The 20,026-nt window shown below is 61.8% G+C and carries 20 protein-coding genes; 6 read left to right on the forward strand and 14 right to left on the reverse strand.

The genetic code is table 11. The annotated features are described in order from the left end of the window. Positions 1 to 29: 29 nt before the first annotated feature. Entirely contained in the window at positions 30 to 1,346 is a 1,317-nt protein-coding gene (locus ACSHXH_RS12595; RefSeq protein WP_435672147.1) for a LysM peptidoglycan-binding domain-containing protein, read from the reverse strand. Between the two features lie 127 nt (positions 1,347 to 1,473). Here ACSHXH_RS12595 and ACSHXH_RS12600 point away from each other — a divergent pair, with 127 nt between their 5' ends. Continuing rightward, on the forward strand, positions 1,474 to 2,025 hold the full coding sequence (locus tag ACSHXH_RS12600; protein WP_435672148.1) for a TIGR00730 family Rossman fold protein: 552 nt from the start codon (positions 1,474 to 1,476) through the stop codon (positions 2,023 to 2,025). Here ACSHXH_RS12600 and rarD read toward each other — a convergent pair. The 8 genes from rarD to ACSHXH_RS12640 form a co-directional block, all read right to left on the reverse strand. Then, a complete protein-coding gene (gene rarD / locus ACSHXH_RS12605) occupies positions 1,932 to 2,882 on the reverse strand; it encodes an EamA family transporter RarD (protein ID WP_435672149.1) in 951 nt (316 codons plus the stop codon). The two genes, ACSHXH_RS12600 and rarD, sit on opposite strands and share 94 nt — an antisense overlap. A gap of 118 nt (positions 2,883 to 3,000) precedes the next feature. Next, complete coding sequence (locus tag ACSHXH_RS12610; protein WP_435672150.1) at positions 3,001 to 4,005, reverse strand: Stealth CR1 domain-containing protein; 1,005 nt, start codon at positions 4,003 to 4,005, stop codon at positions 3,001 to 3,003. A 96-nt stretch (positions 4,006 to 4,101) separates the two neighbouring features. Further along, entirely contained in the window at positions 4,102 to 4,749 is a 648-nt protein-coding gene (locus ACSHXH_RS12615; RefSeq protein ID WP_435672151.1) for a glutathione S-transferase family protein, read from the reverse strand. A gap of 72 nt (positions 4,750 to 4,821) precedes the next feature. Then, on the reverse strand, positions 4,822 to 5,430 hold the full coding sequence (locus ACSHXH_RS12620; protein WP_435672152.1) for a superoxide dismutase: 609 nt from the start codon (positions 5,428 to 5,430) through the stop codon (positions 4,822 to 4,824). A gap of 121 nt (positions 5,431 to 5,551) precedes the next feature. Next, complete coding sequence (locus tag ACSHXH_RS12625; RefSeq protein WP_435672153.1) at positions 5,552 to 6,124, reverse strand: sarcosine oxidase subunit gamma; 573 nt, start codon at positions 6,122 to 6,124, stop codon at positions 5,552 to 5,554. Further along, positions 6,117 to 9,134: a sarcosine oxidase subunit alpha family protein gene (locus ACSHXH_RS12630; protein WP_435672154.1), complete on the reverse strand. Its 3,018-nt coding sequence runs from the start codon at positions 9,132 to 9,134 to the stop codon at positions 6,117 to 6,119. The genes ACSHXH_RS12625 and ACSHXH_RS12630 overlap by 8 nt, the downstream gene beginning before the upstream one ends. Before the next feature lie 68 nt (positions 9,135 to 9,202). Continuing rightward, complete coding sequence (locus tag ACSHXH_RS12635) at positions 9,203 to 9,532, reverse strand: sarcosine oxidase subunit delta (protein ID WP_435672155.1); 330 nt, start codon at positions 9,530 to 9,532, stop codon at positions 9,203 to 9,205. 11 nt (positions 9,533 to 9,543) lie between these two features. Continuing rightward, entirely contained in the window at positions 9,544 to 10,788 is a 1,245-nt protein-coding gene (locus ACSHXH_RS12640) for a sarcosine oxidase subunit beta family protein (RefSeq protein WP_435672156.1), read from the reverse strand. Positions 10,789 to 10,970: 182 nt separating this feature from the next. Between ACSHXH_RS12640 and ccmI the strand changes: the two genes are divergently transcribed. Genes ccmI through ACSHXH_RS12655 form a run of 3 tightly spaced genes read left to right on the forward strand, consistent with a single transcriptional unit; the run spans position 10,971 to position 12,926 of the window. Next, positions 10,971 to 12,200 (forward strand): c-type cytochrome biogenesis protein CcmI, encoded by a 1,230-nt coding sequence (gene ccmI, locus ACSHXH_RS12645; RefSeq protein WP_435672157.1) that lies wholly within the window; start codon positions 10,971 to 10,973, stop codon positions 12,198 to 12,200. Continuing rightward, entirely contained in the window at positions 12,169 to 12,681 is a 513-nt protein-coding gene (gene ruvX, locus ACSHXH_RS12650) for a Holliday junction resolvase RuvX (RefSeq protein ID WP_435672158.1), read from the forward strand. Before ccmI ends, ruvX begins: the two co-directional genes overlap by 32 nt. Before the next feature lie 14 nt (positions 12,682 to 12,695). After that, on the forward strand, positions 12,696 to 12,926 hold the full coding sequence (locus ACSHXH_RS12655; protein WP_435672159.1) for a DUF1289 domain-containing protein: 231 nt from the start codon (positions 12,696 to 12,698) through the stop codon (positions 12,924 to 12,926). Positions 12,927 to 13,001: 75 nt separating this feature from the next. Here the strand turns inward: ACSHXH_RS12655 and ACSHXH_RS12660 are convergent, their stop codons facing one another. From ACSHXH_RS12660 to dusA, 4 genes are all read right to left on the reverse strand, one after another. After that, the gene (locus ACSHXH_RS12660) at positions 13,002 to 13,454 is read right to left on the reverse strand and encodes a hypothetical protein (RefSeq protein ID WP_435672160.1); all 453 of its coding nucleotides are present in this window, start codon (positions 13,452 to 13,454) and stop codon (positions 13,002 to 13,004) included. Positions 13,455 to 13,556: 102 nt separating this feature from the next. After that, positions 13,557 to 14,870, reverse strand: coding sequence for a calcium-binding protein (locus ACSHXH_RS12665; protein ID WP_435672161.1), 1,314 nt, complete (start codon positions 14,868 to 14,870; stop codon positions 13,557 to 13,559). A gap of 164 nt (positions 14,871 to 15,034) precedes the next feature. Further along, positions 15,035 to 15,811, reverse strand: coding sequence for a hypothetical protein (locus ACSHXH_RS12670; RefSeq protein ID WP_435672162.1), 777 nt, complete (start codon positions 15,809 to 15,811; stop codon positions 15,035 to 15,037). A gap of 3 nt (positions 15,812 to 15,814) precedes the next feature. Beyond that, on the reverse strand, positions 15,815 to 16,813 hold the full coding sequence (gene dusA / locus ACSHXH_RS12675) for a tRNA dihydrouridine(20/20a) synthase DusA (protein ID WP_435672163.1): 999 nt from the start codon (positions 16,811 to 16,813) through the stop codon (positions 15,815 to 15,817). 113 nt (positions 16,814 to 16,926) lie between these two features. On the opposite strand from dusA, the gene ACSHXH_RS12680 reads away from it, so the two are divergent. Both ACSHXH_RS12680 and ACSHXH_RS12685 read left to right on the forward strand, forming a co-directional pair. Continuing rightward, positions 16,927 to 18,015, forward strand: a complete 1,089-nt coding sequence (locus ACSHXH_RS12680) for a site-specific integrase (RefSeq protein WP_435672164.1) — start codon at positions 16,927 to 16,929, stop codon at positions 18,013 to 18,015. An 89-nt stretch (positions 18,016 to 18,104) separates the two neighbouring features. Further along, complete coding sequence (locus ACSHXH_RS12685; protein WP_435672165.1) at positions 18,105 to 19,295, forward strand: DUF932 domain-containing protein; 1,191 nt, start codon at positions 18,105 to 18,107, stop codon at positions 19,293 to 19,295. Between the two features lie 74 nt (positions 19,296 to 19,369). Here ACSHXH_RS12685 and ACSHXH_RS12690 read toward each other — a convergent pair. Then, a partial coding sequence (locus ACSHXH_RS12690; RefSeq protein ID WP_435672166.1) for an RES family NAD+ phosphorylase occupies positions 19,370 to 20,026 on the reverse strand: 657 nt, incomplete at its 5' end.

The following is a 20,026-nucleotide window of genomic DNA, read 5'->3' on the forward strand; positions in this document are numbered from 1 at the left end:
GGGATATGACAGGCCTGCAACGCAATCGGTCAGTCGGGGATCGAAAACACCTGTCCGGGGTAGATCAGATCGGGATCGCGGATTCGGTCGCGGTTGGCCTCGAAGAGCTTTACATAGGAGGGGCCTTCGCCGTAGCGGTCGCGCGCAATCGCCCAAAGCGTGTTGCCAGGCTGGACCGTCACCACCTGAATGATTGACGCACTTTGCGCCCCGTCCACCGCCGCAGCAAGCGCCACCGGATCTTCGCGTCGGAACGGGCTTTCAACCCGCGAGGTCACGTCACCTGCGGCGTCCACCGCATCCACCCGCAGCGTATAGGTGCCGCTGTCGACATCGGGCAGATCAGCCCGCCATGTGCCGTCCACACCAATCGATGTCGTCTGCACCGGCTGGTTGTCCAGATATATCCGCACAAACTCGTCCGCTATGCCACGCCCGGTCAGGGCAACTGCCCCGGCCTCTTCATAGGTGATGGCATCAAGCGCGATCTGGTCAAGCACCTGTGGCGCACTGCCCGCCGATTGCAGCACGTTCACCCCCTCTTGGGTCGACAGGATCACCGCAGGCGCTTGGGGCTCTACGGTGGCAACGGGTTTTGTGGGTTCAGCCTGTGCGCCCTCGACCACAGCCGGGGCTGGCGTCACAGGGTCCGCCTCATCTTCGGGGGCGTTTGCATCCGGCAGCACCGCCACCTCGGCAGGCACCTCGGGGGCAGGTTCGGGGGCGGCAGCGACATCCGGCGCAACATCGTCTGTGTTCGCCGCCTCGACAGGTGCCTCGGCCATACGCAGGACCGGCGCAAGAATGACCTGATCGTCGCTTTCAATGCGGCCAAGATCGCCCTCTGCCACAAGGCTGACAACACGCGGTGCATCGCTTTGCGCCACATCCAGGAACGCCACGAACTTGCCCGAGGCATCCACTTCGACGCGGCCCGCATCGACGCCGTCAATCAGGATCGTCACATCCCGCGCCCCCGCCGCGCGCCCCGCAACAAGCGTTTGCCCATCCGGCGCAACGCGCACGATGTCAAAAGCAGGCGGCGTCAAAAGCGGCAGTGCGGGCACTTCGGTCGGCGCGCCATCAGCGGCGGGCTCTGCCGCTGCCTCTGGCGGCGCAACGGCCTCTGCCTCTGGCGGAACAGCGTCCCTTTTGGATGCGTCGCTCTGGGCTACCACGTCCATCTCGGGTGCTGGCGCAGGTTCACCTGCGGGAACAGCGATCACCGGCACGGCAGGCACAGTGTCCTGAGCGGGGAACAACTGTACGCTGGCATACACCGCCAACACCACAGCCCCTGCTGCCGCCACACCCCCAAGAACCATCCCGGAGGCGCCTTGTGTCAAAGCCGATTTACCCATCATTCCCCAAGTGTTTGTCAAAACGCGGCACAGTGCTGATCCCGCTGTTGAGCGTTCCTATCAACGCAGGTATCACGAGGCAACTTCGCCCCTCTTGTCAAGGACGCCGCCGATGATCTCGAAATCCATTTGTGTCTATTGCGGCTCACGTTCGGGCCAGAACCCGGCCTATGCGCATGAGGCCGACGCCTTGGGCCGCGCCATTGCCGCCGAAGGCTGGCGGCTTGTCTACGGCGCGGGAGATGTCGGGCTGATGGGCACAACCGCACGCGCGGCGCAGGATGCGGGGGCCGACACGTTCGGCGTGATCCCGACACATCTGATCGACATGGAAGTGGGCAAAACCGATCTCACCCGCTTTGTCGTCACCGAAACCATGCACGAGCGCAAAAAGGTCATGCTGATGAACGCCGATGCGATTGTTGTGCTGCCCGGCGGCGCAGGATCGCTCGACGAATTTTTCGAAGCGCTCACATGGCGGCAATTGGGGCTGCATGACAAACCGATCCTGCTGATGAACGTGGACGGGTATTGGACCCCACTGTCGGCGCTCATGGCACATATCGTGGATCAGGGCTTTGCCGACTCGTCATTGCTGGACTTCGTTGAGACCACAACTTCGGCTTCTGACACCATCCTGGCCTTGCGCCGCGCCTTGTCCTGACGAAAGGCGCTGCTGGAATAGATCACCAGCGCCGTCCAGATCAGCGCAAACGCAATCATGTGGATCGGACCAAACGGTTCGCCAAAGATCGCCACGGCGCAGAAAAATTGCAGTGTTGGGTTGATATATTGCACGATCCCAACGGTCGACAGGGTCAACCGGCGCGCCCCATAGGAGAACAGGATCAGCGGCAACGCGGTCAGCGGGCCGGAGGTCATCAATAGCGCGGTCTGCACCGTGTCGTCGCCAAACACCCCGCCCTGCCCGAAATGCAGATAGATCAGCCACACCGCCGCAATCGGCGACAGGATCAGCACCTCGGCGGTGACCGACACCACCGGCCCCAGATCCAGCCGCTTCTTGAGCAGGCCGTAGACGCCAAAGGTGGTCGCCAGCATCAGCGATATCCATGGCACGATGTGCAGCCCGATGGTCAAGGACAGCACCGCCACCGCCGCCAGCACAATCGCGCTCCATTGCGCCCGGCTGAGCTGTTCGCCCAGAACCACACGCCCGATCAGGACGGCCACCAGCGGAAAGATATAGTATCCCATCGACGCTTCGGTCGCGCGGCCCACCTGGATCGAAAAGATGAACAAGAACCAGTTGGTCGAGATCATGATCGCTGCCAAAGCGATGACCCGCACCGATGCAAAATCAGACACCGCTGCCCAGAGCACCCGCAACCTGTTTTGCAGCATCAGAACCAGCGCAAAAAAGGCAAGCGACCACAGGGTCCGGTGCGCCAGCACCTCAAGCGGGGCAATATCGCTCAGCGCTTTGTAAAAGAGCGGCGACAGCCCCCAGATGGTGCAAGCGGCGATGAGCGCCAGAATGCCTTTGCTCGTGTCGGTCATATCAGATCCTCTGACCAACGCGGTAGCCGTTGGGTCGCGCAACGACAAGGGGCCGATGGCTATAAAAGCCTGCGGAGCAACGGGAAAAGGCATTGCAAACGAGGGCGTGAAAGACCGCCTAGCGCGGACCTGATTGCGCGACCCCCGGAAACCCGCCCACGACATCGCACAGCCAGACGCGCAGGTCCGGGATCAGGATCTCCAACTGGGGCAGATCATTGACACAGACGAATTTCACACCCGGCTGAATGGCCTTTCGCATCTTCGCCCATGTTTCGTCCGGCGGGCGGCCATTGCCATGCCCGCTCTTGATATGAAGGTGGTCCTGCGCGGACTGAACAACTGCCGTCCTCGCCACAATGCACGCGTGATTGTGCAAACCCTGTGGCAGAAACTGATTGAGATCCCTGAAGCGGTACTTGATGTTTTCGACAAACGCATCGGCGTGCTGATCAAAAAGCTGCGCCATAACCGAACGTCGCAGCGGGTGGACAACATGCGCAGACGCGAACAACCGACTGGCCTCGAACCCGACCATCTTGGCCGCATTGATATGCATGAAATGATGAAATTTCGCCGGATCATGGCGCATCTCTGGCGCGTCGAGCACCGCAGTGTAATCAACCCATTTGCCCCGAAGAACCGGGTTCGGACCCAGAAACACATCCTCAGGTGCCAACGGGGCTGACAGGAACACATCATCGTTGAAATACATGAACCGATCACTGAGTCCCTCAATACGCCAGATCATGCTTTCGATGGAGAGCGAGTTGAACGTCGGAAGCACCGCGCTGAACGCACCAAAGATATCGTGGTGATCGACGAAACGGATCTTTGCGCGCAGTGCGTCAGACAGGCGCGACAGATCGGGAGGGTCGCTGTCGAGCACAATCCAGATTGTGCGCGTCCAGGGGGCGAAATTTTCGATGGATTGGAGGCAATAAAGGATTTCGTCGTCGCTGTTCCAGCGGTGCGGATTGATCGCGTTCTCAAGCAGGGATGCGCCCGCGTCGGCCATGTAGCGGGCACGTTTGCGGCGATGCGTCTCGGTGTTTCCGTTGACCCAGGTGATCACCGCATCAATGGGGTCGGCTTCAGCCTCGGGGACGTCGATCAATGTCACGGCACAGCCTTGGTTTGTTTGGCAGTCATATAGCTCTGCGCCCCGTGTCTGGTAGGACCGACGCGCAGTCTTCCATTTCAGGTGCTCTTTGTCGCGTCATAGCGCGCCTTTTTCGTGCATGTAGCGCAGCATCTCGGGACGGTAGGCCGTCAGTTCATCTGCAACGGCCGCATGGTTCAACATCTGGCTCCGGTAGGTGGTCACTGCCTCGGGCCAGTCCAGCGCCGGGATCACAGGGCCTTCGAACAGCGCAATCCATTCCAGCGTCACGATCGTGCCCGCATCCCCCATCCACAATTGGTCGCGCGGCAGGGTGGACCGGCCCAGCATCACGCCAATCGCCGCCAGCCGCGTGTTGATGACAGCATGCGCGGCGCGGATCGCGTCGGCATCGCGGGTCGTCGGGTTGACATGCGGAAACGTAAGCCGCAGCGCAGGCTCCAGCCGCGTGTCGGAAAACCGCGACCGTTCCCGCGACAGCGCCCGCCCGATAATCGTGTCGGGCAGCATCTTTGGCTCTGGGTGTTTTTCCTCAAGATATTCGGCAATCGCCTCACTATCGCTCAGCACCAGCCCCCCATCCAACAGCGCAGGGATATTGCCCGACGGCACGATGGACAGGTATTCGGGCGACCCACCCCCACCGGGCGGCGGTGCCTCTTCGAAGGGCAATTGCTTGTGCCGCAGAATGATCCGCAGCTTGGCGCAATAAAGCGAATGATCCGAAGTGTAGATCAGCAGCATGGGCACTGGCTTTCCAGAATACAAAAAGCCCTGCCAGTCTGACAGGGCTTTTCGAAATGCGATGTAACCGGATCAGGCGTTGGACAGCCGCTCTGCCACATTTTCCCAGTTGACGAGATTGTCGAGGAAGTTGGCCAGATACGCGGGGCGCTTGTTGCGGAAGTCGATGTAGTAGGAATGTTCCCACACGTCGCAGCCCAAAAGCGCTGTTTGGTCAAAGCAGACCGGGTTCACGCCGTTTTCGGTCTTGGTGATCTTGAGCGTGCCATCGGTGTCGACCACCAGCCATGCCCAACCGGACCCGAACTGGCCAGCGCCTGCCGCCGAGAACTGTTCCTTGAACGTATCGACCGTGCCGAACGCGTCCTTGATCCGAGCCTCAAGCGCGCCCGGCATGGAATTGTCGCCCGGACCCATCATTTCCCAAAACTGGTTATGGTTCCAAAGCTGGCTGATGTTGTTGAAGATCCCGTTCTGCGCCACGGCAGAGGCATCATAGGTGCCCTTGATGATCTCTTCCATCGACTTGCTGTCCCACTCGGTGCCGGCGATCAGCTTGTTGCCGTTGTCGACATAGGCCTTGTGGTGCAGGTCGTGGTGATATTCGAGCGTCTCTTTGGACATGCCCTTGCTGGCCAGCGCGTCATGGGCGTAGGGCAGATCAGGAAGTTCAAAAGCCATGGTGTTGTCCCCTCGTTGGTGCGTCATATTACACAGGCATACCTGATGTGGCACACCGCCAAGGTCAAGCCCGGTGGTGTGCCAATCCGGCAATTAACCCGTCTGTCCGGGTATTAACGCGTCAGCGGGTGAAATGGTTCACCGCAGACGCCTCGTCTGCCGATGTGCTCAGAATCCCGAACATATACCCCGCGACCGAGCGGAAGCAGACAATGCGTGCGGTGGTGGCGTCATCCATCCAGAACGCAGCGGCGACCTGTGCCATCCGGGTGCGGCGCACCATGCCGGGGGTAAAGGCATCGGGGGCCATGTCCACCGGGGCCAGCTTGGCAATCATCTCGCGCAGCATGCTGCCTTTGAGCTGAAACACCGCGCGGGCGTCGGACACGTTGACCACAAGCGCATGGGCGCTGGACAGTTTGTCGGTCAAAGCATCGGCCATTGCCTGTGCGTCGGCATAAGGGCACAACAAGAGCGCCTCGTCCGGCGACATCCAAAGCGCACCGTTTGCGCCGTCAAGCGCGGTCTGCCGGACGCCCGGAAGGGTCACGCCGAACACGTCCTTGACCGCCTTCACAATGCTCTTGTCCGTCAGATCGCCGCGCAGGGTGATCATGCCTTGCCCGGCCAATTCCTCGATCTTCACAAGACCGTCGAACGACGCGCCACCCAGCGGCAGTTGCACATCAGACATTCTGCTTCTCCCCGTCCGGATCAAAGAAGACCGGGTTCACGATTTTTGCCTTGATGGTATCGTCGCCCCCATGGGTGAAGGTGATCACCTCGCCCATCCGGTCCGGCCCGTTCAGCACCAGCCCCATGGCAATCCCCTTGTTCAGCGTCGGGCTGTGATAGGTCGAGGTCACACGTCCTTGCGTATTGGCCTGGCCGTTCTCGTTGACACCGTCGTCAATGGCATAGGCACCGTCCATCAGGACTGCGCCATTCAGCGTTTCCAGCCCCACCAGCTTCCAGCGCTTGGGATCGGTCATGTGTGTCCGCATCTGGGCGCGCTTGCCGATATAGTCGTCCTTCTTCTTCGAGATCGCCCAGCCGAGGCCCAAATCCTGCGGGATCACCGTGCCATCCGTTTCGTCGCCGATCATGATAAAGCCCTTTTCGGCGCGCATGATGTGCAAGGCTTCGGTCCCGTAGGGCGTGATATTCCAGTCCTTCCCGGCCTCTAGCAGCGTGTCCCAGAACGCACGACCCTGATTGGCGGGTACGGCGATTTCATAGCTGAGTTCGCCCGAGAACGAGATGCGATAGGCACGCACCGGGAACCCGGCCAATGCACCGTCTTTCCACTCCATGAACCCAAGCGCGTCTTTGCTGACATCCATGCCGCCCAGCTTCTCCAAAAGCTTGCGGGCATTGGGGCCAACCACGGCCACTTGGGCAAATTGCTCGGTCGCATTGACGGTCCAGACCTTCCAGTCCCACCATTCGGTTTGCAGCCATTCCTCCATATGGGCGTGGATGCGATCCGCGCCGCCGGTGGTCGTGTGGCAGAGGAACGTGTCCTCGTCGATCCGCGCCACCACGCCATCGTCGGACAGGAACCCGTTTTCCGAACACATCAACCCATAGCGGCATTTACCCGGTTTCAGGCTGCTCATCATGTTGGTGTAGAGCATATCCAGAAAACGCCCCGCATCGGGGCCTTTGACGATGATCTTGCCAAGGGTCGACGCGTCCAGCAGGCCAAGACTGGTGCGGGTTGCGGTGACTTCGCGCTTTACCGCGTCATGCACGCCCTCGCCCGTTTTCGGAAAGGCATACGGCCTGCGCCAATGGCCAACCGGTTCCCAATGCGCACCATGGGTCTCGTGCCAGTCATGCATCGGGGTCTTGCGGATCGGCTGAAAGATCGCGCCCCGCGCTTCGCCCGCGATCGCGCCCATCGAGATGGGGGTATAGGGCGGACGGAACGTGGTGGTGCCAACACGCGGAATATCTTCACCCAGCGCCCCAGCAAGGGTCGCAAGACCGTTGATATTGCTGAGCTTCCCCTGATCCGTTGCCATTCCCAGCGTGGTGTAGCGTTTGGTATGCTCGACGGATTCGAACCCTTCTTGCGCGGCAAGCTGCACGTCAGACACTTTGACATCGTTCTGGTAGTCGAGCCATGCTTTGGAGCGCAGTTTGAATGGCGCGCCTTGCGGCATCATCCACACCGGCTCCAGCGCGGCCTCATGCGGTGCGTCCGCTGTGGAGGCGTCGGCGCTGGCCTGTTTCGCGCCCACACGACCGGCGGCGATTTTGCCAGCGTTCGCGGCGTTTTGCAGGACGGCGTTCAGGTGCATTTCACCATCCGCCGCACCGGCGGTGATCACAAACGCGGCCCCATCATGGCTGGTCGGCGCGCGGTCAGGATCGGGGCGGAAGGTGGCTTGGCTGTCGTCCCACGCAAGCTTGCCGCCGCAATGGGACCAGAGATGCACCACGGGTGACCAGCCGCCGGACATGGCGACCGCATCGCAGAACACCTCTTCCAGCACAGCGCCTTCCCCGGCCTGCACACCGACGCAAACGGAATGCACCCGCTTTGCGCCTTTGACCTTGACCGCCGCCGCGCCGGTTTCAACCCGGATACCCAGCGCCTTGGCCTCATTCATCAGCGCGCCGCCGCCTTTGGCGCGCGCATCAAGGATCACCGGCACCTTGAGGCCAGCCTGCACAAGCGCGATGGCAGTGCGGTAGGCGTCGTCGTTGTTCGTCACAACCACGGTGCGATCACCGGGGCTGACGCCGTAATTGACAAGGTAATCGCGCACCGCAGAGGCCAGCATCACGCCTGGAATGTCGTTTCCGGCAAAGCTGAGCGGGCGTTCGATGGCGCCGGTTGCAGTGATGATCTGTTGCGCGCGGATACGCCACAGGCGATGGCGCGGGCCGGGCGTGTCGGGCGCGTGATCGGTCAGGCGTTCGTAGCCAAGGACGTAGCCGTGGTCGTAGACCCCGGCCCCCATGGTGCGGGTGCGGACCTGTGCGTTGGGCAGCGCGTTCAATTCGGCGTGGGCTTCCGCCACCCAAGTGTCGGGGTCCATCCCGTCGATCGTGCCGCCGTCAACAGGCGCACGCCCCCCCAGATGGGCGGTTTGTTCGAGCAGAAGCACCTTTGCGCCTGCCCGTGCAGCGGTCAGGGCGGATTGCAGACCGGCGACCCCGCCGCCGATCACCAACACATCGGTGAAGGCGTAGAAATGCTCGTACCGGTCTGCATCGCGCGCCTCGGAGACCGGGGCTTTGCCCAGACCGGCAGAATGGCGAATGAAGGGCTCGTAGACATGTTTCCAGAACGGGCGCGGATGGATGAACATTTTGTAGTAAAAGCCCGCGCTCAGGAACCGCGAGAGCGTGTTGTTGACGATGCCCACATCGTAGTTCAGCGTCGGCCAGTGGTTCTGGCTGGCGGCGGTCAAGCCGGGGAACAGCTCGGTTGTGGTGGCGCGTTGGTTCGGCTCAAACCGATTGCCAGTGCCCAGACCGACCAGTGCGTTCGGCTCTTCCGACCCGGAGGCCACAACGCCGCGTGGGCGGTGGTATTTGAAGCTTCGGCCCATCAGCATCTGGTCATTGGCCAGCAAGGCCGAGGCAAGCGTGTCGCCCTGATAGCCTTTCAGCAAGGCGCCGTTGAACTTGAACGACACGGGGCGGTCGCGGTTGATCAGGCGGCCTTGGGTTTGAACGCGGGTGCTCATAGGTCAGACCTTGGCGCTGGCGGAGGTGTCGGAGCCTCCGGCGGGAGTTTTCTGGGCAAGATGAAGGATCACGCGATGTCCCTCCATGTGAATCCGGGACGTTTGGCGCGGATCGTGTCGAGGAGGTCTTTCGGCGGCTCGGTCGTTTGTGCGGCGTAGGTGCCGAAGACTTCGAGCGTGTTTGTGCAGCGCGCAGCGTGGAACCACTTGCCGCAGCCGTTCGCGTGCCGCCAGCGTTCGAAATGCACCCCTTTGGGGTTTTCGCGGTGGAAGAGGTAGGCGGTGAAATCGGCGTCCGAGCTTTCGGGGCCAAAGCGCGTCAGGTGTGCTTCGCCGCCTGCGTGCAGTTCGGTTTCCTCGGCTTGGACGCCGCAATAGGGGCAGTTAATCAAAAGCATCTAATCTCTCCCTAGTGCGCGACGCCAGCGGCGACGGATTCATCAATAAACCGCCCCTCGCGGAAGCGGTTCAATCCAAACTCGGACGTCAGCGGCGAATAGCCCTTGGCGATCAGCTCGGCCATGCCCCAGCCGGAGCCGGGGATGGCCTTGAAGCCGCCGGTGCCCCAGCCGCAGTTGATGAAGCAGCCCTCAAGCGGGGTTTTTGACAAGATGGGCGAGCGGTCGCCGGTCATGTCGACGATGCCGCCCCACCAGCGCAGCATCTTGAGGCGGGAGATCATCGGGAAGGTCTCGACCAATGCGCGGACGGTTTCCTCCACATGGTGGAACGACCCGCGCTGGGTGTAGTTGTTGTAGCCGTCCGCACCGCCGCCGATGACCATTTCACCCTTGTCGGACTGGCTCATGTAGCCGTGCACGGTGTTGGCCATGACGACCACGTCCATGCAGGGCTTGATCGGCTCGGACACCAGCGCCTGAAGCGCGACGGATTCGATGGGCAGACGGAAGCCCGCCATTTCGGCCAGCACACCCGAGTGACCGGCGACGACGATGCCCAGCTTGTCGCAGTCGATGTCGCCCTTGGTGGTGGTGACGCCCGCGACCTTGCCACCCTCGCGGCGCACGGCGGTGACTTCGCATTGCTGGATGATGTCCATGCCCATGTCGGAACAGGCGCGTGCATAGCCCCAGGCCACGGCGTCGTGGCGGGCGGTGCCGCCGCGCGGCTGCCAGAGCGCGCCGAGAACGGGATAGCGCGGGCCTTTCAGCTCGATGATCGGGCACAGACGCTTGACCTCGGCGGGGCCGATGAATTTCGTCTCGACGCCTTGGAGGTTGTTGGCATGGGCGGTGCGCTGGTAGCCGCGGATCTCGTGTTCGGTCTGGGCCAGCATCATCACGCCACGGGGGCTGAACATGACGTTGTAGTTCAATTCCTGGCTGAGTGTTTCATAGAGCGAGCGGGCCTTTTCGTAGATCGCCGCTGATGGGTCTTGCAGGTAGTTGGACCGGATGATCGTCGTATTGCGCCCGGTGTTGCCGCCGCCCAGCCAGCCCTTTTCGATCACCGCCACGTTGGTGATGCCAAAATTCTTGCCAAGGTAATAGGCCGTGGCGAGGCCGTGGCCGCCTGCCCCAACGATCACCACGTCGTATTTCTTCTTCGGCTCGGGCTTGCGCCAGGCGCGTTCCCAGCCTGTCTGGTAGCGCAAGGCTTCTCGGGCAACAGCAAAGGCGGAATAGCGTTTCATGGGCGACTCGAGGCTTGGGGTGATCTGACGGATATGTGGACTGAACTGGCCAAGAGGCGGATACTCACAGCGCCCTTTTACCGTGTTTTTGCGACATGGCGCTTTGTCACGGGGATTAACCCTTTTTTCAAGCGGCTTGCGACTATACATGACATCGAAACAGCTTATGGGTTTGGCAAAAGATGACGTTTTTCTGGATCGCGACCGTTCTGATGGCTTTCGGCATGGCCGGGCTTTTGGTGAAGGCTTTGATGCGTGGGCAGCGCGACACCGGCCCTGCCGAGGCGTTTGACGTTCAGGTCTACCGCGACCAGTTGACCGAAGTGGACCGCGATTTGCAGCGCGGTGTGATCTCGGACGAGGATGCAGAGCGGCTGCGCACAGAGATTTCGCGCCGCATTCTGACCGCCGATGCCAAGGCCACCGAAACCGGCATCGCAAGCACGCAACCCAAGGCGCTTGGGCTTGCGGCAGCCGGGTTGATGTCGGCTGTGGTTGTTGGCGGAAGCTATTGGATTTACGCGCAAATCGGTGCGCCGGGGTATGGTGACCTTGGGCTGGCAGAGCGGCTGGAGATGGCCGAGCAGGCCCGCCAGACCCGCCCCAGCCAACAAGAGGCCGAGACCCAGCTGCCCCCCACCGAAAGCACCGAAGTGCAGGCCGAATATGCCGAGCTGGTGCAACGCTTGCGCGGGGCCGTGGCAGAGCGTCCGGGCGATCTTCAGGGCCATGTTCTTTTGGCGCGCTCCGAGGCGGCGATGGGCAATTACATCGAGGCCTACACCGCGCAACAGCAGGTTTTGTCGATCAAGGGCGATGATGCGACGGGCAAGGATTATGCCGACCTGGCCGATATGATGATCCTTGCGGCAGGCGGGTATGTGTCGCCCGAGGCCGAGCGCGTGCTGGAAGGCGCGTTGACCCGTGAGCCACAAAACGGTGTGTCGCAGTATTACATGGGTCTGATGATGGCGCAGACCGGACGCCCGGATGTGGCGTTCCGCCTGTGGGACCGCTTGCTGCGTCAAAGCGCCGTGGATTCGCCATGGCTGCCGCCGATCGTGGCGCAGATCGAGGAAATGGCGTTTCGTGCCGGTGTCGGCGATTACGAATTGCCGCAGATCGCTGGAATGCCCGGCCCAAGCGCCGAGGACATGGATGCCGCAGGCGAGATGACCCAAGAGGATCGGCTGGAGATGATCCGAGGAATGGTCTCGCAACTCTCTGATCGTCTGGCCACCGAAGGCGGCTCTCCCGAGGAATGGGCGCGGCTGATTTCATCACTGGGTGTTCTGGGCGACGAGGCGCAGGCCATCGCGGTCTGGAACAATGCGCAAGAGGTGTTTGCCGACAATCCCCGCGCGCTTGAGGTTGTGCGCGATGGTGCACGGGCTGCCGGTCTGGTGTTGTAAGGCGTTGATCTACGACGATATCTCTGAGTTTGCGGCTGCCCTGCCCCCGATGCGGGCGATTGCCGGTCTGGACCTTGGGACCAAGACCATTGGCGTTGCGGTGTCGGATGGGATGCGCAGCGTTGGTACGCCTTTGGAGACGGTCAAGCGGCGCAAATTCGGATTGGATGCCGAGGCGCTGCTGGTGATCCTGTCAAAGCGCGACATTGCCGGTCTGGTGCTGGGATTGCCGCGCAATATGGATGGGTCCGAGGGACCACGCTGTCAATCCACCCGCGCCTTTGCCCGAAACTTTGCGGCACTTTGGGACAGGCCCATCGGCTTTTGGGACGAACGCCTGTCCACGGTTGCGGCAGAAAGAGCACTGCTTGAGGCGGATACGACACGGAAACGTCGCGCAGAGGTGATCGACCATGTGGCGGCAAGCTATATCCTGCAAGGGGCGCTGGACCGTTTGCGCCATATCGAGGCCGGGGCATGAAGGAGCGCGCACCGATGAAGGACGACATCTGGGCCCGCGACGAAATCGAAAGCCCCTGTGTGAAGATCTGCGTTGTGCATCCCGAAAGCCGGTTGTGCACAGGGTGTCTGCGCACCATCGACGAAATCGGCGCATGGTCGAAACTGTCGCCCGAGGCGCGACGTGCCGTGATGGCGGAGTTGCCGACGCGGGCCGGTCAATTGACCAAACGCCGGGGCGGACGGGCTGCGCGGCTTTTGCGCTGACGCGCGCATCAGAGGGCAAAAAACCGGGGCGCGCGGCCCCGGAGTTTTCGATCGTCAAAGTTAAAATCAGATTGATCAGTCGAGGCCCAGCACACAGGTGCAGAAGGACTTGGCCTTTTTGTGCGCTTTCTTGCTGACCTCTACATTATAGAGAATTTGATAGGTGTGATCTGGTTTGGCCAGACAACACGCTGTCACTTCGACATCCTTCGGCGCGGTGGCGCAAAAGTTGCGGCCCAGGTAATACATATCCGGCTGCACATCGGCGGTGAACATCGCGCGGCGATGGCCGTTGTCGTCGGTAATGCATTTGACCTTTGGGCACGACACCGGAGCAGGCTTTGGTGACACGGTCACTTTGCGCGGTTCGCGTGGTTCATCGGTGTCGTTATGCGTCGTGGTGGGCGGACGTTCGGGCGTTGTCGGGCGCTCGAATGTCGGCTTTTCGTATGTGGGCTGCTCCGGGGGAAGATCCCGCGCCAGCGCGGGTGACGCGATCAGCGCAAAAATCAGCAGGGCAAGTCTCATGTCATTTCCCTCAAAGAACCGCGAGTGGTGCGGAACGTGTCTATCATGCCCACGCGCCGTCCAGAAATCACACTTTCAGGCGCGTGGTCGTTATCGGTTGGATCAGGCCGCAACCACAGTGGTTTCGTCGTCGGCCAGAAGCGCATCATCTTCGTCGAGGAGGTCGTCGTCTTCGTCTTCGTCTTCGTCTTCGTCTTCGTCTGCATCGGCAACGACGTCTTCGTCATCTTCGTCTGCGATGTCCTCGTCTTCATCGGCGGCAACATCTTCGTCATCGACAAAGGTGTCCTCGTCAGTGTCGTCTTCCTCGGCCATATCGTCGGCCGCTGCACCGTCTTCCACAGGTTGGACAATGCTGACGCTTTCGACAACAAGGATCTGGTCAAGAGACACAGGCCCCGCATCGGCCGCGATCACAACAACGGTCTGGCCATTGGCCTGAACGATCGTATCGCCGCTGTCTTCATCCGTTTCGAGCGAGATCGACGTGTCTGCCGATGTGCCAACCGGCACGGACACGATCACCACTTCGTCGGCTTCAAGGTCAAAGACCACGGGGGCATTCGACGGATCGACCCATGTTCCGGTGTAGAAGATATCCGACCCGGCTTCGCCATACGCAATGTCGCCGCTGCCCATCTGGATGTCATCGTTGCCGTCACCACCCAAAAGGACGTCCGGGTCTGCCAAGTCCTGCGCTTCGATCATATCGTCGGTGTTGCCATCCCAGATCCCAAAGAGCTGGTCATTGCCTTCACCGCCGTCAAGCGTGTCTGCACCCGCGCCGCCGATCAGGGAATCGTCCCCGCCGCCGTCCATGATGCTGTCATTGCCTGCGTTGCCAAAGAGCGTGTCATTGCCAGCGCCACCGAAGATGGTGTCATCCCCGTCACCGCCGACCACCTGATCGTTGCCGTCCTGACCGTCGATCCGGTCATTGCCGGCATCGCCAAACAATGTGTCTTCGCCGAGACCGCCAAAGAGTTCATCATCGCCGACACCGCCCGCAACGAGATCGTCGCCGTCATTGCCGTCGAGCGAGTCGTTGCCTTCGCTGCCGAAGACCTGATCATTGCCGTCACCGCCAAAGACACTGTCGTCACCGGTCTGGCCGTCAAGGATGTTGTCACCCCCGTTGCCGGTGATCTGGTCATCGCCACCTGCGCCAACAACCGTGTCACCGTCAGAGGCCGTCAGGGTGTCTCCACCCTCTGAGCCGAAGGTCACGCCGTCCGCTGTCACCACACCGGTGTCGACACCCGTGCCGTCACCTGTATCAGTGCTGTCATCACCATTTCCACCATCGCCAGCCCCAACCGTTTCCGTGTCGGAGTCGTCGTCATCATCACCAGTATCGGCGAACACGCTGGCGGTGATACCTAAAAGCGTGAGAGCCAGAAGCGCTGCAAGTTCCATAGCACGTTAATCCCAAGATTACCGAATGGCGTTCAACGTACGCTTGGCAACCCTCGTGCCCCTAATAAAATCGACAATTTTACATGTATTGTCCGGGAATACGGGACAGTCTTTTTCGGGTGGCTGGGATTGTCGCGGATCGGGTTGTGGAATGTGGCGGTGCCTTATTTCTGCCTCAGCCAGACCTGACCCGATTCCATTGTTTCCGGGCGCAGATACGCGATCATCCGACCGTCCTTCGGCGCTGTCGCCCCGTCCTGCCAAGGAGCAACGCCGTGCAACAGAAACGGGTTGAGTAACACCGCCTCTCCGGGGCGTGTAAAGACCTCACTGCGGGGGCAGTGTTCAAAAACCTGTCGGCGCGCGGCGACATAAGTGTCGGTGAGGTCAATCTGCGGCCAGTCCGTTTCGGGCCTGTTTCCTAGCGCATCGATCAGTGCTTGTTGCAGGATGTGGTGGCTGCCCGCCCAGACCACCAGTGGGCTGGCACCGGGCGACGCGTCGGTCAGGGGCAAGCCCAAGATCCAATCATGGCGTTCGCGCAGAAAGCGGCGCTTGGGTGTGCCTTCGGCCCAAAGCCCGTCCATATGGGCCGCATCCCTGTCACGGCGAAAACGGAAAGCGGCATCGCTGTCGCCTGCGCGGGGGCGTGGATAGCCGGGATACATGACCGAAAGCTGCGCCGGGTGCAGATCCTCCCTTGGGCCGATCCTGTCCGCCGCCGGGCCCGCCAGAGGCACGCCCCCCATCGCGCCATCCGGTGCCGAGGGCAGCGCGTCGACGCCGACAAACCATGTGCCATCGCATTGCAGCCAGAGCGCGCGCATGTCGGGCTGCTGCGTCACCTGTCGCCCGATGGGGGCGGCCGCCTGCGACCATGCATAAGTCTGTGCGTCCCACGGAAAGACGATATACCCGGCATCCGGCCAGTCCGTGACCATGGCCTACCCAGCCAGCATGTCGGGTTGCTGCATCCGGTCCAATGCCTCGTCCAGAAGAGCCACGCCCGCATCGGGACGGTTGGCCTTTTCCGACAAGACCCGCCGCCACATGCGCGCGCCGGGCTGACCTGCAAACAGCCCCAGCATGTGCCGGGTGATCTGATGCAGTTTGCCCCCCCCGGCCAAATGCGCCGCGATGTAGGGGCGCATCGCGTCCACCGCATCTTCGCGCCGCGCGCACGGAGACGGTGCATCAAACAGGCGCCGGTCCACGTCGGCCAGAATATCCCAAGGCCGATGATACGCCGCGCGCCCGATCATCGCCCCGGCAAGACCGCGATCAACCAGGGCCTCGGCCGCCTCAAGCGTTTCAATCCCGCCATTGATCGAGATGGGCAGCTCCGTGAACCGCGCGGCCATGTCAAACACCAGATCATAGTCGAGCGGCGGGATGTCCCGGTTTTCTTTCGGAGACAGCCCTTGCAACCACGCTTTGCGCGCATGAATGGTCAGCGCATCGCAACCCGCGTCCTGCACCTGTGTGATAAAGTCCGGCAAGGTCTGTGCCTGATCCTGATCGTCAACACCGATCCGGCATTTGACGGTAACCGGCACATCCACGACGGCCTTCATCGCGCGCACGCAGTCTGCGACAAGGCCGGGGAATTTCATCAGCACCGCGCCAAACGTCCCCGATTGGACCCGGTCCGAGGGGCAACCAACATTGAGATTGATCTCGTCATACCCCGCCTCTGCCCCCATCCGCGCGGCCTGCGCCAGCTCTTGCGGATCGGACCCGCCAAGCTGCAAGGCTACAGGATGTTCGTCAGGACTGTAGGTCAACAAATGCACCGCACCACCCCGCACCAAAGCAGGCGCGGTCACCATTTCGGTATAGAGCAGCGCATGCCGACTGATCTGCCGGTGGAAGAAGCGACAGTGACGGTCGGTCCAATCCATCATAGGCGCAATAGATAATCTAGAATGTTGATTTATTTGCATTTTTTGTGTATCTTCAAACTGTTGGCGGCGGTTGCTGCTACGCTGCACTACGCCCCAATATCCCCGAATTTGCCCCTCTACGACGACTCATTGCACACACAGCGCACACGAAAATGGCCTCCATCACAAAACTCCCCTCCGGTGCTTACCGGGTCCAGATCAGACGAAAGGGCCGCTACGCGAGCGAGACATTTCTCCTGCGCGATGACGCCCATCGCTGGGCGCGTCAGGCGGAGACCCGGGTGGATCAGGGGTTAGCCCCGAACAAGTCATCCGTGTCCCGCCTTGCAACTTTTGGCGATCTCATCGATCTTCACATAATCGATATGTGCGAGGTAGGCAAACCACCGCGCCGCAGCAAGGCCGCGACCCTTGCCGCCTTGAAGCGCGATCTGGGCAAGGAGCGGATCGGGCACCTCGATCGCCAAAAGATGATCGATTATGGCAAGATGCGCGCGGAGCAAGGTGCGGGACCGGTGACGCTTGGCATCGATATCGGCGTTACCAAGATGATCATAACCCACGCTGCAGCCGTGCACGGGCTCGACATCTCTCCGGAACCCGTTGATCTGGCGCGTGTCGCGCTAAAGCGTCTCGGCCTGATCGGCAAAGGAACAGAGCGGGATCGTCGCCCCACCACGGACGAGTTGAACCGCCTCTTCCGTTGCTTCGATGACAACGAACGTCTGACGACACCGATGACGCGGATCGTGAAGTTCGCGGTGGGCACCGCCATGCGGCTCGACGAGATATGCCGCGTCGAATGGGCCGATCTCGACGTCGACCGCCGGATGCTCATGATCCGCGACAGGAAGGACCCGCGCAACAAGACCGGGAACGACCAGCGGATCCCACTCTTCGCCGCCACGGGGTTCGATGCCTGGGCGTTGGTCACCGAACAGGCCAAGGAGCTCGGGCACGCAAGAGGCCGGATATTTCCCTACAACTCGAAATCGGTCGGAACGGCCTTCCGGCGCGCCTGCGTCGAGGTCAGCGTGAAGGACCTGCATTTCCACGATTTGCGCCATGAGGGAACAAGCCGCCTGTTCGAGGCCGGCTTCGCGATCGAACAAGTCTCGTTGGTCACCGGCCACAAGGATTGGAAAATGCTGCGCCGGTACACGCATATCCGCCCGGAAACGCTGCACCGGCTTGCCGCGTCGCGCGCCCCTTCCCCGCTCGAGACCCGTGCAGCCGAGTGACCAGAGAGTCAGAGGGGTGCCGTCCCTGCCCGTGACGGGTTTGGAGGTCGAGAGAGAGGCTTTCGGCCGCCCGTCGCGGGAGAAAACCCATGAATACCGAGATTATCGATGCCGGGCGTGACATCAGCGGCGGCTACAAGGTGGATGTGTCGCGCGGCACGAATGTAGACCGGGTGTCGTCCGAATGGTTCTCGCGGCCCGACGATGAGCGGTATCTGTCGCTCGACGATCTGTTCGCCTCGGTAAAGGGCCGGGCGGAGCGGAGCCGGACGCGCACGGTGGAGAGCGCGGCGATCCGGGTCGAGGCGCATCGCGACAACCCGGAGAAGCTGGGGCTGGTCCTGCCCGGTGCGGATGAACCCATTGCGCCGACGCATTGGTCCTTTGGCCAGCTCTCGGGCCTCGTCGGCGCGCCCGCAGCATACTTGCGGCAACTTCCCGCGCCGCTGGCGGGGATCAACCTGCAGTACGGGCTGACCAACCACCGTGCCGAGCAGATCAAGACCATGGAGGTCGCGGATGGCCGCACGGAGCTGCGCGCCGTGACCGGCCCCGACTATGGCCGCATCTACGACCATGAACTTGTCTCCGCCGTACAGCGCATCGCGGGCAACGGCACGGGCGACACGCGCTGGAAGGTGCCGGGCGTGCTCGACTGGTCGACCGGCATCTACAATCCGCGCGTGGACGTGACGAAGGAGACGACGACGCTTTATGCCTCGGACCGCGACGTGTTCCTGTTCCTCGTCGACGATCTGAACCCCATCGAGGCGGGGCTGCTGCCCGACGGCTCGCCCGACCTCTATTTCCGGGGGTTTTACTGCTGGAATTCGGAGGTGGGGGCCAAGACGCTGGGCATCGCCAGCTTCTACCTGCGCGCGGTCTGCCAGAACCGCAATCTCTGGGGGGTCGAGGACTTCCAGGAGATCAAGATCCGTCACTCCAAATACGCAGCCTCACGCTTTGCCCACGAGGCTGCGCCTGCGCTCAGCCGCTTTGCCGAGTCCTCGCCCGCGCCCTTCATCGACGGCATCCGCGCGGCGCGGGAGAAGATCGTCGCGCGGTCGGACGAGGACCGTCAGGATTTCCTGCGCAAGCGCGGGTTCTCGAAGGCTGAAACCGGGCGGATCGTCGAGACGGTGCTGGCCGAGGAAGGCCGCCCGCCCGAGAGCGTCTTCGACTTCGTGCAAGGGATCACGGCGGTGGCCCGGTCCAAGCCGCAGCAGGATGCGCGGCTGGTGATGGAGGGCAAGGCGAAGGTGTTGTTGGAGAAAGCTTGATTGTATTGAATATGCATTCGTATCAACGGCCTATCGGGATAATCTCAAGCACTGAATGAAGATGTCGAGGGGCGTTATAGCCCCTCGATCGTGAACTCGGGCACACCTTGCCAGACCAGCTTCCAGCTCGCGCCCGGGCGGACATTCTGGATGATGCCAGGATCGAAAGCGACGAAGCACCGCCCGCCCGGGTGACGCACGGATGGGTAGATCAGCCCGCGATGCCCCTCTGATCTCAGATCCGCGGCAAGGCGTTGCCCGGCCGGATAGCCCCGCTCGGGGGCCGGATCGAGCCCCGGATGCGCCTCCCCGTGCAGATCCGGGAAATCGCCGATGAAATCCGCCAGCAACTCGACGTAGCGTGCCTCGTCATCGTAGCGGCCGATGAAGCCCAACTCGCGGGTCCGGTGAAACCCAACTTCCTGCGCGCTCGTCAGCATCTCCCAGGCGCAGTACCACGCGCCGCGGTCGCCGGTGTTGAACCGGTTGCCCGTTGAGCGGGTATAGGTGAATGCCGCGTTGATATGGCTCTGCCCGTAGAGGGTCAGGTCATGCGACCGCCTCGCGAAGGCCAGTTCGCGGCGGTCTAGCGCGGGGCTACCCTGCGCTTCGGCAATCAGACGAGCACTGGTCTCGCCTTCGATCTCGGCGAGAATTGGACCTGTCACGCTTCTGTGCCGCCCCAAGTGCTCGTTTAAGCTACTTTCCGCTCGAAGGCGACGGGGCTTTTC

Source organism: Marivita sp. (genome assembly GCF_051251565.1).
Lineage (GTDB): Bacteria > Pseudomonadota > Alphaproteobacteria > Rhodobacterales > Rhodobacteraceae > Marivita.

What these genes read in the sequence shown, in the direction of transcription:
- ACSHXH_RS12600 (WP_435672148.1), top strand. Translation starts at nt 1,474, where the DNA reads ATGATCTCGAAATCCATTTGTGTCTATTGCGGCTCACGTTCGGGCCAG.
- rarD (WP_435672149.1), bottom strand. Translation starts at nt 2,882, where the DNA reads ATGACCGACACGAGCAAAGGCATTCTGGCGCTCATCGCCGCTTGCACC.
- ACSHXH_RS12615 (WP_435672151.1), bottom strand. Translation starts at nt 4,749, where the DNA reads ATGCTGCTGATCTACACTTCGGATCATTCGCTTTATTGCGCCAAGCTG.
- ACSHXH_RS12620 (WP_435672152.1), bottom strand. Translation starts at nt 5,430, where the DNA reads ATGGCTTTTGAACTTCCTGATCTGCCCTACGCCCATGACGCGCTGGCC.
- ACSHXH_RS12625 (WP_435672153.1), bottom strand. Translation starts at nt 6,124, where the DNA reads ATGTCTGATGTGCAACTGCCGCTGGGTGGCGCGTCGTTCGACGGTCTT.
- ACSHXH_RS12630 (WP_435672154.1), bottom strand. Translation starts at nt 9,134, where the DNA reads ATGAGCACCCGCGTTCAAACCCAAGGCCGCCTGATCAACCGCGACCGC.
- ACSHXH_RS12635 (WP_435672155.1), bottom strand. Translation starts at nt 9,532, where the DNA reads ATGCTTTTGATTAACTGCCCCTATTGCGGCGTCCAAGCCGAGGAAACC.
- ACSHXH_RS12640 (WP_435672156.1), bottom strand. Translation starts at nt 10,788, where the DNA reads ATGAAACGCTATTCCGCCTTTGCTGTTGCCCGAGAAGCCTTGCGCTAC.
- ccmI (WP_435672157.1), top strand. Translation starts at nt 10,971, where the DNA reads ATGACGTTTTTCTGGATCGCGACCGTTCTGATGGCTTTCGGCATGGCC.
- ruvX (WP_435672158.1), top strand. Translation starts at nt 12,169, where the DNA reads ATGGTGCACGGGCTGCCGGTCTGGTGTTGTAAGGCGTTGATCTACGAC.
- ACSHXH_RS12655 (WP_435672159.1), top strand. Translation starts at nt 12,696, where the DNA reads ATGAAGGACGACATCTGGGCCCGCGACGAAATCGAAAGCCCCTGTGTG.
- ACSHXH_RS12660 (WP_435672160.1), bottom strand. Translation starts at nt 13,454, where the DNA reads ATGAGACTTGCCCTGCTGATTTTTGCGCTGATCGCGTCACCCGCGCTG.
- ACSHXH_RS12665 (WP_435672161.1), bottom strand. Translation starts at nt 14,870, where the DNA reads ATGGAACTTGCAGCGCTTCTGGCTCTCACGCTTTTAGGTATCACCGCC.
- ACSHXH_RS12670 (WP_435672162.1), bottom strand. Translation starts at nt 15,811, where the DNA reads ATGGTCACGGACTGGCCGGATGCCGGGTATATCGTCTTTCCGTGGGAC.
- dusA (WP_435672163.1), bottom strand. Translation starts at nt 16,813, where the DNA reads ATGCAAATAAATCAACATTCTAGATTATCTATTGCGCCTATGATGGAT.
- ACSHXH_RS12680 (WP_435672164.1), top strand. Translation starts at nt 16,927, where the DNA reads ATGGCCTCCATCACAAAACTCCCCTCCGGTGCTTACCGGGTCCAGATC.
- ACSHXH_RS12685 (WP_435672165.1), top strand. Translation starts at nt 18,105, where the DNA reads ATGAATACCGAGATTATCGATGCCGGGCGTGACATCAGCGGCGGCTAC.